The following is a 13,497-nucleotide window of genomic DNA, read 5'->3' on the forward strand; positions in this document are numbered from 1 at the left end:
CCGGCGTTAGCCGGGCACCCTGGACCTTTTGAGCAACGATTACTCGTCTTCCAGCTCGATGTTGATACCCAGCGAACGGATCTCTTTCAACAGAACGTTGAAGGATTCCGGCATGCCCGGTTCCATCTGATGATTGCCATCCACGATGTTCTTATACATCTTGGTACGGCCGTTCACGTCATCAGACTTAACGGTCAGCATTTCCTGCAGGGTATATGCAGCGCCATATGCTTCAAGCGCCCACACTTCCATCTCACCGAAGCGCTGACCACCGAACTGAGCCTTACCACCCAGCGGCTGCTGAGTAACCAGGCTGTAAGAACCGGTAGAACGCGCGTGCATCTTGTCATCAACCAGGTGGTTCAGTTTCAGCATGTACATGTAACCTACGGTTACCTGACGCTCAAACTGTTCACCGGTACGGCCGTCGAACAGGGTAATCTGACCAGAAGATGGCAGACCGCCGAGTTGCAGCAGCTCTTTGATTTCCGACTCTTTTGCACCGTCGAATACCGGAGTAGCAATCGGCATACCTTTTTTCAGGTTTTCAGCCAGACGCAGAACTTCTTCGTCGGTGAAGGTATTCAGATCAACCTTCTGACGAACGTCTGTACCCAAGTCATACGCTTTCTGGATGAATTCGCGCAGTTTCGCGACTTCCTGCTGCTGTTTCAGCATGGCGTTGATCTTCTCGCCAATGCCTTTCGCAGCCATACCCAGGTGGGTTTCCAGGATCTGACCGATGTTCATACGAGATGGTACGCCCAGCGGGTTCAGTACGATGTCTACCGGCGTGCCGTTTTCATCGTATGGCATATCTTCGATCGGGTTGATCTTGGAGATAACACCTTTGTTCCCGTGACGACCTGCCATCTTGTCACCAGGTTGAATCTGACGTTTAACGGCCAGATACACTTTCACGATTTTCAGCACGCCAGGTGCCAGGTCATCGCCCTGAGTGATTTTGCGGCGCTTAGCTTCGAGTTTCTTCTCAAACTCGTGCTTCAGCTCGTCGTACTGCTCTGCCAGCTGCTCCAGCTGGTTTTGCTTCTCTTCGTCGGTCAGGCCCAGTTCCAGCCAGCGGTCACGTGGCAGTTTGTCGAGCTTGTCAGCTTCAACACCACCGGAAACCAGCACAGCATAGATACGGCTGAACAGACCCGCTTCGAGGATCTGCAGTTCTTCAGACAGGTCTTTCTTAGCCTGCTTCAGCTGCATCTCTTCGATTTCCAGCGCACGTTTGTCTTTTTCCACACCATCGCGGGTGAAGACCTGAACGTCGATAACAGTACCGGAAACACCGTTTGGTACGCGCAGGGAAGAGTCTTTAACGTCAGACGCTTTCTCACCGAAGATTGCGCGCAGCAGTTTCTCTTCTGGCGTCAGCTGGGTTTCACCTTTCGGCGTTACCTTACCAACCAGAATATCACCGCCGGTCACTTCAGCACCGATGTACACGATACCGGATTCATCCAGTTTGGAGAGCGCAGCTTCACCCACGTTAGGGATGTCAGCGGTGATCTCTTCTGGCCCCAGTTTGGTGTCGCGAGACACACAAGCCAGTTCCTGAATGTGGATGGTGGTGAAACGGTCTTCCTGAACAACACGCTCGGATACGAGGATGGAGTCTTCGAAGTTGTAACCGTTCCAGGGCATGAACGCTACGCGCATGTTCTGGCCAAGCGCCAGTTCACCGAGGTCGGTAGACGGACCGTCTGCCAGCACGTCGCCACGTTCGATCGGCTCACCCAGGGACACACAAGGCATCTGGTTGATGCAGGTGTTCTGGTTAGAACGGGTGTACTTGGTCAGGTTGTAGATGTCGATACCCGCTTCGCCTGGGTACATCTCGTCTTCGTTAACTTTGATAACGATACGGGATGCATCAACGTACTGAACGGTACCGCCACGTTTAGCTACGGCAGTAACACCGGAGTCAACGGCTACAGCACGTTCCATACCGGTACCAACCAGCGGCTTATCAGCACGCAGAGTTGGAACCGCCTGACGTTGCATGTTCGCACCCATCAATGCACGGTTGGCGTCATCGTGTTCCAGGAACGGGATCAGGGACGCACCGACGGAAACCACCTGCTGGGTGGAAACGTCCATGTAGTCAACCTGGTCGTTGCTGAACAAGCTGGATTCGCCTTTGCTACGGCAGGTAACGAGGTCGTCTACGAAACGGCCTTCTTCGTTCAGGTTAGTGTTCGCCTGAGCGATGACGTAGTTACCTTCTTCGATAGCAGACAGGTAATGAATTTCGTCGGTCACAACACCGTCAACCACGCGACGATACGGAGTCTCAAGGAAGCCGTATTCGTTAGTCTGTGCGTACACGGACAGGGAGTTGATCAGGCCGATGTTTGGACCTTCAGGGGTTTCGATTGGACACACACGACCGTAGTGGGTTGGGTGTACGTCACGTACTTCGAAGCCCGCGCGCTCACGGGTCAGACCGCCTGGGCCCAACGCGGAGATACGACGTTTGTGCGTAATCTCGGACAGCGGGTTGTTCTGGTCCATGAACTGAGACAGCTGGCTGGAACCGAAGAACTCTTTCACTGCCGCAGAGATTGGCTTGGCGTTGATCATGTCCTGAGGCATCAGGGTATCCAGATCGCCCAGAGACAGACGCTCTTTCACCGCACGCTCAACACGCACCAGGCCAACACGGAATTGGTTTTCCGCCATTTCGCCTACGGAACGGATACGACGGTTGCCGAGGTGGTCGATGTCATCCACTTCGCCTTTGCCGTTACGGATATCGATGAGCTTCTTCATCACTTCGATGATGTCGTCGTTGCTCAGGATACCGGAACCTTCAATCTCTTCACGCAGCAGAGAACGGTTGAACTTCATACGACCTACCGCAGACAGATCGTAGCGGTCTTCAGAGAAGAACAGATTCTCAAACAGGCTTTCGGCTGCTTCGCGTGTTGGTGGCTCACCAGGACGCATCATGCGGTAGATCTCAACCAGCGCGCTCAGGCGGTCGTTGGTTGGGTCGACGCGTACGGTTTCAGAAATGTACGGGCCGTGATCCAGGTCGTTGGTGAACAGCGTTTCGATACGCTTGTGGCCTGACTGGCTCAGTTTGGCCAGCAGATCCAAAGACAGTTCCATGTTCGCCGGGCAAATCAGTTCGCCGGTAGAAGCATCAACGTAGTCTTTAGCCGCAACTTTACCGGCAATGTACTCAACAGGAACTTCGATATGTTTGATATCGTCTTTTTCCAGCTGGCGAATGTGCCGCGCGGTGATACGGCGGCCTTTTTCAACGTACACTTTGCCGTCAGCTTCGATGTCGAAGGAGGCGGTTTCGCCACGCAGGCGCTCCGGTACCAGCTCCATCTGCAGCTTGTTGTCACGGATTTCGAAATTAACTTTCTCAAAGAACAGGTCAAGGATCTGCTCAGTGGTGTAGTTCAGTGCGCGCAGAATGATGGTCGCAGGCAGTTTGCGGCGACGGTCAATACGCACGAACAGGTTATCTTTCGGGTCGAATTCGAAGTCCAGCCAGGAACCACGGTAAGGGATGATACGTGCGTTATACAGCACCTTCCCTGAAGAGTGGGTCTTACCTTTGTCACTGTCGAAGAACACACCCGGGCTACGGTGAAGCTGAGAAACGATAACGCGCTCAGTACCGTTGATAACGAAAGTCCCGTTGTCGGTCATGAGCGGAATCTCGCCCATGTACACTTCTTGTTCTTTGATGTCTTTAACGGTGCCTTCCGGCGCTTCGCGCTCGTAGATCACCAGACGCAGTTTCACACGTAGCGGAGCAGAATACGTCACGCCACGGATTTGACATTCTTTAACGTCAAATACAGGTTCGCCCAGGCGATAGCTCACATACTGCAGCTCGGAGTTGCCGCTGTAGCTTGCGATCGGGAATACGGAGCGGAAAGCAGCTTCCAGGCCGTACTGTCCTTCGGGATCTTGCTCGATAAACTTCTGGAACGAGTCAAGCTGGATAGAAAGGAGATAAGGAATGTCCAGTACTTGTGGACGCTTTCCAAAATCCTTACGAATACGTTTTTTCTCGGTATAGGAGTAAACCATTAGGGTTCCTCAGCTCGCTGACAAGTCGACCCATCTGCCCGTCGAAAGGGGCAGTTTATGCAACACTATTTTGTGGACCGGAAAGTGGAACACTCCCCGCAATACCTGTTTCTATCACTCTTAAACCATTTCATTGCGCTTTACCCCGGAACTCCCGGCGTAGAAAGTCGCAGTATATTAAGGCGTCGATAGAAACATGCATTGAATGGAAACCAGCAGTCAAACAGTGTGAAACACTACTGGCACCCTACAGCGCAAAAAGGCTGGTGACTAAAAAGTCACCAGCCATCAGCCTAATGACTTAGGCTGCAACCGGAAAGGTTGGCTTATTTAACTTCAACTTCTGCGCCAGCTTCTTCCAGAGATTTTTTCAGAGCTTCTGCGTCGTCTTTGCTGATGCCTTCTTTCAGAACGGCATTCGGGGTTTCTGCCAGGTCTTTAGCTTCTTTCAGACCCAGGCCAGTTGCGCCACGAACTGCTTTGATTACGGCAACTTTGTTAGCGCCAGCAGATTTCAGAATAACGTCGAACTCAGTTTTTTCTTCAGCAGCTTCAGCTGGGCCAGCAGCAACAGCTACAGCAGCAGCAGCAGAAACACCGAATTTTTCTTCCATTGCAGAGATCAGTTCTACAACGTCCATTACGGACATAGCGGATACTGCTTCAATGATTTGATCTTTAGTGATAGACATTTAAATTGTTCCTGAATATCAGAATAAGTTTATACGTAAGCGAATACTTGATAAAGAAAACTGCGATTAAGCAGCTTCTTTCGCATCGCGTACAGCAGCCAGAGTACGAACCAGTTTGCCAGCCGAAGCTTCTTTCATGGTTGCCATCAGGCGTGCAATTGCTTCTTCGTAGGTCGGCAGAGTTGCCAGGCGGTCGATTTGCGACGCCGGGATCAGCTCACCTTCAAAGGCAGCGGCTTTGACCTCAAATTTTGCATTCGCTTTAGCGAACTCTTTGAACAGACGAGCAGCAGCGCCCGGGTGTTCCATAGAATATGCAATCAGGGTCGGACCAACGAACGCGTCTTTCAGGCACTCAAACTGAGTACCTTCAACAACACGGCGCAGCAGGGTGTTGCGAACAACACGCATGTAAACGCCGGCTTCGCGACCTGCTTTACGCAGTTCGGTCATTTTGTCTACAGTAACGCCACGGGAATCCGCAACTACTGCAGACAGCGCGCCTTTGGCTACTTCGCTGACTTCAGCAACAATCGCTTGTTTGTCTTGAAGATTTAAAGCCATTAGCTTTTGCTCCTGGGTTTTAGCCGGGACGAAACGTCCCGAAACTCACTTCGCACTTAACCAAAATGGAAAAGTGCGTCTACATACGGTGAGCAGAAACAAGCTAAAGACTATCTAAAAATATTCTTCAGGTTCTGTCACCGTCTACGCAGGCAATTAAGTCTCTTGCGAAACACCTGCGGTCTTGGACGGAGGCCTGGATAAGGCCAGGCTCCAACCGAAAATTCTTTGTGTTCTGCCTAAACAGAACAACGGGCGTAAGATAATAGACTAATCTTTCGCCCGCGTAAAGGCGATTATTAGTTCGCCGCTGCGTTCAGACCAGCCTGGTCAACCGCAACACCTGCACCCATGGTGGTGGAGATGCTAACTTTCTTGATGTACACGCCTTTTGCCTGAGATGGTTTTGCTTTTTTCAGCGCAACCAGCAGAGATTCCAGGTTTTCTTTCAGTTTGTCAGCGTCAAAGTCCACTTTACCGATGGTGGTGTGGATGATGCCGTTTTTGTCGTTACGGTAACGAACCTGACCTGCTTTAGCATTTTTAACTGCTTCAGCAACGTTAGGAGTTACGGTACCAACTTTCGGGTTTGGCATCAGGCCGCGTGGACCCAGAACCTGACCCAGCTGGCCAACAACGCGCATTGCATCTGGAGATGCGATAACAACGTCGAAGTTCATTTCGCCTTTCTTGATCTGGTCAGCCAGATCTTCCATACCTACCAGCTCTGCGCCAGCAGCTTTAGCTGCTTCAGCGTTAGGGCCCTGAGCAAATACGGCTACGCGAACGGAACGGCCAGTACCGTGTGGCAGTACAGTTGCACCACGAACGTTCTGGTCAGATTTACGAGCATCGATGCCCAGGTTAACAGCAACGTCAACGCTTTCAACGAACTTAGCGGTAGCCAGTTCTTTCAGCAGAGCGATAGCTTCGTTGATGTCGTACTGTTTGGTAGCATCAACTTTGTCACGGATCACGGACATGCGCTTGGTCAGTTTAGCCATTTCTTAGTCCTCCACTACCAGGCCCATGGAACGTGCAGTACCTTCAATGGAGCGAGTCATCGCTTCAATGTCGGAACCAGTCATGTCGGCAGCTTTGGTCTGCGCGATTTCCTGCAGCTGAGCGCGGGAAACTTTACCCACTTTGTCTTTGTTCGGCTTACCGGAACCAGACTTGATACCAGCCGCTTTCTTCAGCAGAACTGCTGCTGGAGGGGTTTTGGTAACGAAAGTGAAAGAACGGTCAGCGTAAACGGTAATAACAACCGGAATTGGCAGACCTTTTTCCAGGGATTCAGTTTTTGCGTTGAACGCTTTACAGAATTCCATGATGTTCACACCCTGCTGACCCAGAGCTGGACCAACTGGTGGACTTGGGTTCGCCATACCAGCTGCAACCTGCAGCTTGACGTAGGCTTGTACTTTCTTAGCCATTCTAAAATCCTCTGATTGGGTAATAGCGCCTCAAGAAGGCTCCCCGTGAATAAACGTCTTACGTGTACTGGACACATAAAAACAAAAGGCGCGAAATTGTATGCCAATTTCGCGCCCTGTGCAATGAATAATCGCTGCTTAAACGATCAAATTATCAGGCTTTTTCCACCTGAGCAAAATCCAGCTCAACCGGCGTCGCACGACCAAAGATGGAAACGGAAACCTTCAGGCGGCTCTTCTCGTAATCCACTTCTTCCACAACACCGTTGAAGTCCGCAAACGGACCGTCATTAACACGAACCATTTCACCTGGTTCAAACAGCGTTTTCGGACGCGGCTTGTCACCCACCTGCTGCAGGCGGTTCATGATCGCATCAACTTCTTTATCGCTGATTGGGGCTGGACGATCGGAAGTCCCGCCGATGAAACCCATCACGCGCGGAACGCTACGCACCAGGTGCCAGCTCGCGTCGTTCATCACCATCTGGACCAGAACGTAACCTGGGAAGAATTTACGTTCGCTCTTACGGCGTTGGCCACCGCGGATTTCAACAACCTCTTCGGTTGGAACCATCACTTCGCCAAACAGCTCTTCCATATTATGGAGTTTGATATGTTCGCGCAGCGACGTGGCTACACGACCTTCAAAACCAGAAAACGCCTGAACGACGTACCAACGCTTTTTAGGGGCTTCAGACATCTCAGAACCTCAGGCCAGTAATAAAAGATACCAGGCGGACCAGAATACCATCCAGCCCCCACAGAATCAGTGACATCACAGCGGTAACCGCTGCCACGATTAAAGTGGTGTGCAGAGTTTCCTGGCGAGTAGGCCAAATAACCTTACGTACTTCCGTTCTTGCTTCACGAGCAAACGCTACGGTTGCTTTGCCTTTTACCGTCAGCAGCGCAACACCACCTGCGGCTGCAATCAGAATGACCACAGCCAGTGCTCGAAGCGGCAGAGTGATATCACGATAAATGTAGTTGCCCACGATTGCCACGAGCAGCAAAACGACTACTGCCAGCCACTTCATCGCTTCGAGGCCACGCCCGCTCCCTTGAGCTTCGGTATTCGCACTCATAAACCAACCTGTCACAATAAATCAGACAAACACTTTTGCCCCGCCACTGCGAGGCAAACCAAACCGAATGGCTCTTTTCAGACACTACCCGGCATAAACGCCATCTTCAGAGCCTGTCTCAGCAATGATTATCGGTAAAAAATCACTGATGAGCCAGGTTCTGGTTCGAAAGCGTACAAAAAGGGCATCAAATGATGCCCTCTTCTTGTGCATTGCGTCAAATGTTATCAGCGATTAAGCGATAACTTTAGCTACAACGCCTGCACCAACGGTACGACCACCTTCACGGATTGCGAAACGCAGACCGTCATCCATCGCGATTGGGTGGATCAGGGTAACAACCATTTTGATGTTGTCGCCTGGCATTACCATCTCTACGCCTTCTGGCAGTTCGATGGTACCGGTCACGTCAGTAGTACGGAAGTAGAACTGTGGACGGTAGCCTTTGAAGAACGGAGTATGACGACCGCCTTCGTCTTTGGACAGGATGTACACTTCAGATTCGAACTTGGTGTGCGGCTTGATTGAGCCTGGCTTAGCCAGTACCTGACCACGTTCGATTTCTTCACGTTTGATACCACGCAGCAGAACACCTACGTTCTCACCAGCACGGCCTTCGTCCAGCAGTTTGCGGAACATTTCAACGCCGGTACAGGTAGATTTCGCAGTATCTTTGATACCAACGATTTCAACTTCTTCACCTACTTTAACGATACCGCGTTCTACACGACCGGTAACAACGGTACCACGACCGGAGATGGAGAATACGTCTTCGATTGGCAGCAGGAACGGCAGGTCGATTGCACGTACTGGTTCTGGGATGTAAGAATCCAGGAAGCCAGCCAGTTCAACGATTTTAGCTTCCCACTCAGCTTCGCCTTCCAGCGCTTTCAGAGCAGAACCACGGATGATTGGAGTGTCATCGCCCGGGAAGTCGTACTGAGACAGAAGTTCACGCACTTCCATTTCAACCAGCTCCAGCAGCTCTTCGTCATCAACCATGTCGCATTTGTTCAGGAACACGATGATGTAAGGAACGCCAACCTGACGACCCAGCAGGATATGCTCACGGGTCTGAGGCATAGGGCCGTCAGTCGCAGCAACAACCAGGATAGCGCCGTCCATCTGAGCAGCACCGGTGATCATGTTTTTCACGTAGTCGGCGTGCCCTGGGCAGTCAACGTGCGCGTAGTGACGAGTCGGGGTGTCGTACTCAACGTGGGAGGTGTTGATGGTGATACCACGAGCTTTTTCTTCTGGTGCGTTATCGATCTGGTCGAATGCACGAGCAGAACCACCGTAGGTTTTAGCCAGAACGGTAGTGATTGCAGCGGTCAGCGTTGTTTTACCATGGTCAACGTGGCCGATAGTACCGACGTTAACGTGCGGTTTTGTACGTTCAAACTTTTCTTTAGACATCGATTGTCCCTCTAAGACACGGATAAATCGGTGATATCACCACATCAACCAGGCATATGCCTGAATTAGCTGAATGCATTAACAGAAGAGAAACAGGGAGGAGATAAAGAAGTGGTGCTGATAGGCAGATTCGAACTGCCGACCTCACCCTTACCAAGGGTGCGCTCTACCAACTGAGCTATATCAGCACATCTTGTTGGAGCGGGCAGTGGGAATCGAACCCACATCATCAGCTTGGAAGGCTGAGGTAATAGCCATTATACGATGCCCGCATCCTGGAACTCGGCTACCTGAATCTTTCTGTAGTGAATATGAGAGAAGGCCTCTCAGTATTCGGGTCGACAAACTGTTCGTTTATCGCACCGGGCTTCGCAATGCGTTGCCGAATATGGTGGTGGGGGAAGGATTCGAACCTTCGAAGTCGATGACGGCAGATTTACAGTCTGCTCCCTTTGGCCGCTCGGGAACCCCACCTGGGGTACTTGATGGTGCCGGCTACCGGAATCGAACTGGTGACCTACTGATTACAAGTCAGTTGCTCTACCTACTGAGCTAAGCCGGCATCAAGTAGCGCGCATTCTAGGAAGAGAGCGCCGCTCATGCAACAAAAAAATCGCATAAAATGCACTACCGCTCACATTTTGCGCTAGATCTCGAGAATATGGTGGCTAAAGCACCAATTGAGAGCAAATTTTCATCGTTCCCGGCATCCGTTTTTCCTGGGAGTAGGCGCCTGACGATGCCTGAATGACAAATAATAATCATCAGAAATAAGACTGCCCCTCTAAAATGGCTCGCAGCCCCTTCTTTCACTGTAAGCGCAACGTGATGTACCCGCCGTAATACATCACTGTTGTTGATTTTTTCTTATCGTTCTCTTCATTCAGGTGTTACCCTCCTGCCCACTGTTGAAAAGTTAAATACGCGGCATACTTTTTATACACAACGTCTGATTACTTGCGTTCGAGAATGTAGCGCGTAAATTTTGTCCTGAATTACAGGCAGAAGCATGCTTATGAGTAATAAAGAGCAAATGTTGGCAACAACCCCTTATCTACAATTTGACCGGAGCCAATGGGCAGCATTGCGCGACTCTGTTCCCATGACGTTAACCGAAGGGGAAATCGCCCGGTTAAAAGGCATTAACGAAGACCTTTCCCTGGAAGAGGTGGCGGAGATTTACCTGCCGCTGTCTCGTCTGCTCAATTTCTATATCAGTTCAAACCTGCGGCGCCAGGCGGTACTCGAGCAGTTCCTTGGCACCAATGGCCAACGTATTCCCTACATCATCAGTATTGCGGGAAGTGTGGCTGTCGGAAAGAGCACGACAGCGCGTGTGCTGCAGGCGCTACTCAGCCGTTGGCCTGAGCACCGTCAAGTTGAACTGATCACCACCGACGGCTTCCTTCATCCAAATAAAGTGCTTAAAGAGCGCAATTTGATGAAGAAGAAAGGCTTCCCGCAATCCTATGATATGCATCGTCTGGTGAAATTTGTCTCCGACATCAAATCGGGTGCAACCAACGTGACGGCGCCGGTGTACTCACATTTGGTGTACGACGTGATCCCCGACGGCGATAAGACCGTTGCCCAGCCGGATATCTTGATTCTGGAAGGGTTAAACGTTCTGCAAAGCGGAATGGATTATCCCCACGATCCACATCATGTATTTGTTTCTGACTTCGTAGATTTTTCTATATATGTAGATGCGCCGGAAGAGCTATTACAGAATTGGTATATAAATCGGTTCTTAAAATTCCGTGAAGGTGCATTCACCGATCCAAACTCTTATTTCCACAGCTATGCAAAGCTCTCTAAAGATGAAGCCATAAATATTGCAACGCAGCTATGGAATGAAATTAATTTATTGAATTTAAAACAAAACATATTACCAACTCGCGATCGCGCAAGCTTGATTATGACAAAAAGTGCTAATCATGCTGTTGATTGTGTCAAACTGAGAAAATAATAAGATGAGGGGGAATTCCCCCTCTCTTTAATTTGCGCCGCGCAGAGAAATCTCACCGCCAACCCAAGCTTTTATTACTCCGTCCTGCTCCAACAATAATCCACCCTGCTCATTAATGCCTCGAGATATTCCATGGACCTCTCGTTCCCCAATAATGAGTTTTACCGGTCGATTGATGAAGTTATCCAGTTTTTCCCAACGAGGCAGGAACGGTAATAAACTTTCCTGCTCAAACAGCTGTAGTGCCGTACGTAACTCCTGGATTAGAGTGACCGCTAGCGTATTCCTGTCAATACGGATGCCAGCTTCCTGGAGGTTGATCCATCCCTGATTAATCACATCTGTAGCAACATTACGCATCGCAAGATTAATCCCAGCACCGATAACGATTTGCGCGGCATCTCCCGTTTTCCCGGTGAGTTCAACCAAAATACCGGCGAGCTTGCGGTCGTTCAGATAGAGGTCGTTTGGCCATTTTACCCTGACGTCTTCAGCGCCAAGGCGTTGTAATACTTCCGCCATCACAATGCCAATAACCAGACTGAGTCCAATTGCCGCAGCTGGCCCCTGTTCCAGACGCCAGTACATGGACAAATAGAGATTTGCTCCAAAGGGCGAGAACCACTGACGGCCTCGTCTTCCACGCCCGGCCTGCTGATATTCGGCTATGCAGGAATCACCAGATTGAAGGGAATTGAGGCGATCAAGCAGGTATTGGTTGGTGGAATCAATCACCGGAAGGACAGCCACGCTCCCGTCAGCTATTTGTGACGTAATAAAACCTTCATCCAGTAACTGGATAGGCTCCGGCAAACTATATCCTTTCCCTGGCACGGTGAATACATCAATCCCCCAGTCTCGCAGAGTCTGTACATGCTTATTAATAGCCGCACGACTCATCCCTAACTGCTCACCCAGTTGCTCACCTGAATGAAACTCACCGTCTGCCAGAATACTAATTAACGTTAACGGAACCCGATTGTCTTTCACGCGACAGTCTCCACGGCACTGACTTCCCCTTTGCTCGCCATAAAGCGAACTTCTGGTTCAAGCCAGACATCAAACTTTTCACCAACCTGTTGGCGTACGTAGTGTGCAAGGGCAACAATATCTGCGCTGCTGGCATTTTCTTCGTTAATGATGACCAAAGCCTGTTGCCGATGAATCGCGGCTCCACCAATGCGGTATCCCTTCAACTGACATTGATCGATCAGCCAACCTGCTGCAAGTTTAACGCTGCCGTCTGGCTGAGGGTAATGGGGGACGTTCGCGCCACAAGAAATCAGTTTTTCTGCCTGTTCCGCGCTAATAACGGGGTTTTTGAAGAAACTGCCGGCATTACCATTCACTTTTGGATCGGGCAGCTTCGAGCTCCTCATATTGCAGACGCTTTCAAAAACCTGCTGGGGCGTAACGGTCGACGGATCCAGTTTACTCAGGTCGCCGTAGCTGAGAACCGGCCTCCAGGCTTTAGGCAAGCGATAGCCAACGGCTACAATTGCAAAGCGGTCCTGGTAGTCATGTTTAAAGATGCTGTCCCGGTAGCCAAAGCGGCATTCTGCGTTTGTTAAACGCAATGCCTGGCCATTACTTAGCTCAACGCAATCGACATAGTTACATACCTGTTTAATTTCAACACCATATGCACCAATGTTTTGAATGGGCGATGAGCCAGCACAGCCCGGTATCAGAGCAAGGTTTTCCAGACCTGGCATGCCTTGTTGGAGAGTATATTCCACGAGGTGATGCCAGTTTTCACCAGCACCGACATGGAGCAACCAGGCATCATCCGTCTCAGCAATTTCAATCCCTTTAATACGATTGATAATGACCGTGCCTTCGAAGTTTTCGAGGAAAAGAACATTACTCCCTTCCCCAAGGATAAGTACCGGCTGATGAGCCTGCGTCGATTCTGCCCACGCTTCAGTAAGCTGTTGTACAGATTCAGCGATAACAATATGTGCCGCAGTTGCCTGAATACCGAAAGTATTGAAGGGTTTAAGAGAGGAGTTCATGTCAGCCATTTTCCGGAATATAAACCAGAATAGTTTACCCGATCCTGTTGAGAATGGCTTGTCTGTCTCAGTAGAACGCGCACAGCAAAAAGGCCCAGTCTTTCGACTGAGCCTTTCGCTTTTATTTGATGCCTGCCTGTTCCCTACAATACGCGTATCATCCTGATACTCGCCCCTCCGGGGCCGATGCACGCGGCGTTCAAACGTGTTCCCGACACGTTTGTCGCATGCCCATGCTCGTGCAGGGAA

The 13,497-nt window shown here is 50.5% G+C and carries 11 protein-coding genes and 4 tRNA genes; 1 reads left to right on the forward strand and 14 read right to left on the reverse strand.

Annotated elements, in window-relative coordinates:
• Window positions 1-39: 39 nt before the first annotated feature.
• The 12 genes from rpoB to WFN87_RS23280 form a co-directional block, all read right to left on the reverse strand.
• On the reverse strand, window positions 40-4,068 hold the full coding sequence (gene rpoB / locus WFN87_RS23225; RefSeq protein WP_039299356.1) for a DNA-directed RNA polymerase subunit beta: 4,029 nt from the start codon (window positions 4,066-4,068) through the stop codon (window positions 40-42).
• 326 nt (window positions 4,069-4,394) lie between these two features.
• Window positions 4,395-4,760, reverse strand: coding sequence for a 50S ribosomal protein L7/L12 (gene rplL / locus WFN87_RS23230; protein WP_008460150.1), 366 nt, complete (start codon window positions 4,758-4,760; stop codon window positions 4,395-4,397).
• Window positions 4,761-4,826: 66 nt separating this feature from the next.
• Window positions 4,827-5,324: a 50S ribosomal protein L10 gene (gene rplJ / locus WFN87_RS23235; protein WP_002438625.1), complete on the reverse strand. Its 498-nt coding sequence runs from the start codon at window positions 5,322-5,324 to the stop codon at window positions 4,827-4,829.
• A gap of 299 nt (window positions 5,325-5,623) precedes the next feature.
• Window positions 5,624-6,328 (reverse strand): 50S ribosomal protein L1, encoded by a 705-nt coding sequence (rplA, locus tag WFN87_RS23240; RefSeq protein ID WP_039289255.1) that lies wholly within the window; start codon window positions 6,326-6,328, stop codon window positions 5,624-5,626.
• A gap of 3 nt (window positions 6,329-6,331) precedes the next feature.
• Complete coding sequence (gene rplK, locus WFN87_RS23245) at window positions 6,332-6,760, reverse strand: 50S ribosomal protein L11 (RefSeq protein ID WP_008460147.1); 429 nt, start codon at window positions 6,758-6,760, stop codon at window positions 6,332-6,334.
• A gap of 154 nt (window positions 6,761-6,914) precedes the next feature.
• On the reverse strand, window positions 6,915-7,460 hold the full coding sequence (nusG, locus tag WFN87_RS23250) for a transcription termination/antitermination protein NusG (protein ID WP_003862341.1): 546 nt from the start codon (window positions 7,458-7,460) through the stop codon (window positions 6,915-6,917).
• 1 nt (window position 7,461) lies between these two features.
• The gene (gene secE, locus WFN87_RS23255) at window positions 7,462-7,845 is read right to left on the reverse strand and encodes a preprotein translocase subunit SecE (protein ID WP_008460146.1); all 384 of its coding nucleotides are present in this window, start codon (window positions 7,843-7,845) and stop codon (window positions 7,462-7,464) included.
• A gap of 234 nt (window positions 7,846-8,079) precedes the next feature.
• The gene (gene tuf / locus WFN87_RS23260) at window positions 8,080-9,264 is read right to left on the reverse strand and encodes an elongation factor Tu (RefSeq protein WP_038476797.1); all 1,185 of its coding nucleotides are present in this window, start codon (window positions 9,262-9,264) and stop codon (window positions 8,080-8,082) included.
• A 112-nt stretch (window positions 9,265-9,376) separates the two neighbouring features.
• A tRNA-Thr gene (locus WFN87_RS23265) sits at window positions 9,377-9,452 on the reverse strand.
• A 9-nt stretch (window positions 9,453-9,461) separates the two neighbouring features.
• Window positions 9,462-9,536 (reverse strand) — tRNA-Gly (locus WFN87_RS23270).
• A 117-nt stretch (window positions 9,537-9,653) separates the two neighbouring features.
• Window positions 9,654-9,738, reverse strand: a tRNA-Tyr gene (locus WFN87_RS23275).
• A 12-nt stretch (window positions 9,739-9,750) separates the two neighbouring features.
• Window positions 9,751-9,826 (reverse strand) — tRNA-Thr (locus tag WFN87_RS23280).
• A 453-nt stretch (window positions 9,827-10,279) separates the two neighbouring features.
• Between WFN87_RS23280 and coaA the strand changes: the two genes are divergently transcribed.
• A complete protein-coding gene (gene coaA, locus WFN87_RS23285; RefSeq protein WP_034808670.1) occupies window positions 10,280-11,233 on the forward strand; it encodes a type I pantothenate kinase in 954 nt (317 codons plus the stop codon).
• A gap of 27 nt (window positions 11,234-11,260) precedes the next feature.
• On the opposite strand, the gene birA is transcribed toward coaA, so the two are convergent.
• The gene (gene birA / locus WFN87_RS23290) at window positions 11,261-12,223 is read right to left on the reverse strand and encodes a bifunctional biotin--[acetyl-CoA-carboxylase] ligase/biotin operon repressor BirA (RefSeq protein ID WP_336709911.1); all 963 of its coding nucleotides are present in this window, start codon (window positions 12,221-12,223) and stop codon (window positions 11,261-11,263) included.
• Window positions 12,220-13,248: a UDP-N-acetylmuramate dehydrogenase gene (gene murB / locus WFN87_RS23295; protein WP_166996029.1), complete on the reverse strand. Its 1,029-nt coding sequence runs from the start codon at window positions 13,246-13,248 to the stop codon at window positions 12,220-12,222. Before murB ends, birA begins: the two co-directional genes overlap by 4 nt.
• Window positions 13,249-13,497 lie beyond the last annotated feature (249 nt).

The organism is Cedecea sp. AS113, from assembly GCF_037152415.1.
In the GTDB taxonomy this organism is placed as follows: Bacteria; Pseudomonadota; Gammaproteobacteria; order Enterobacterales; family Enterobacteriaceae; genus Cedecea.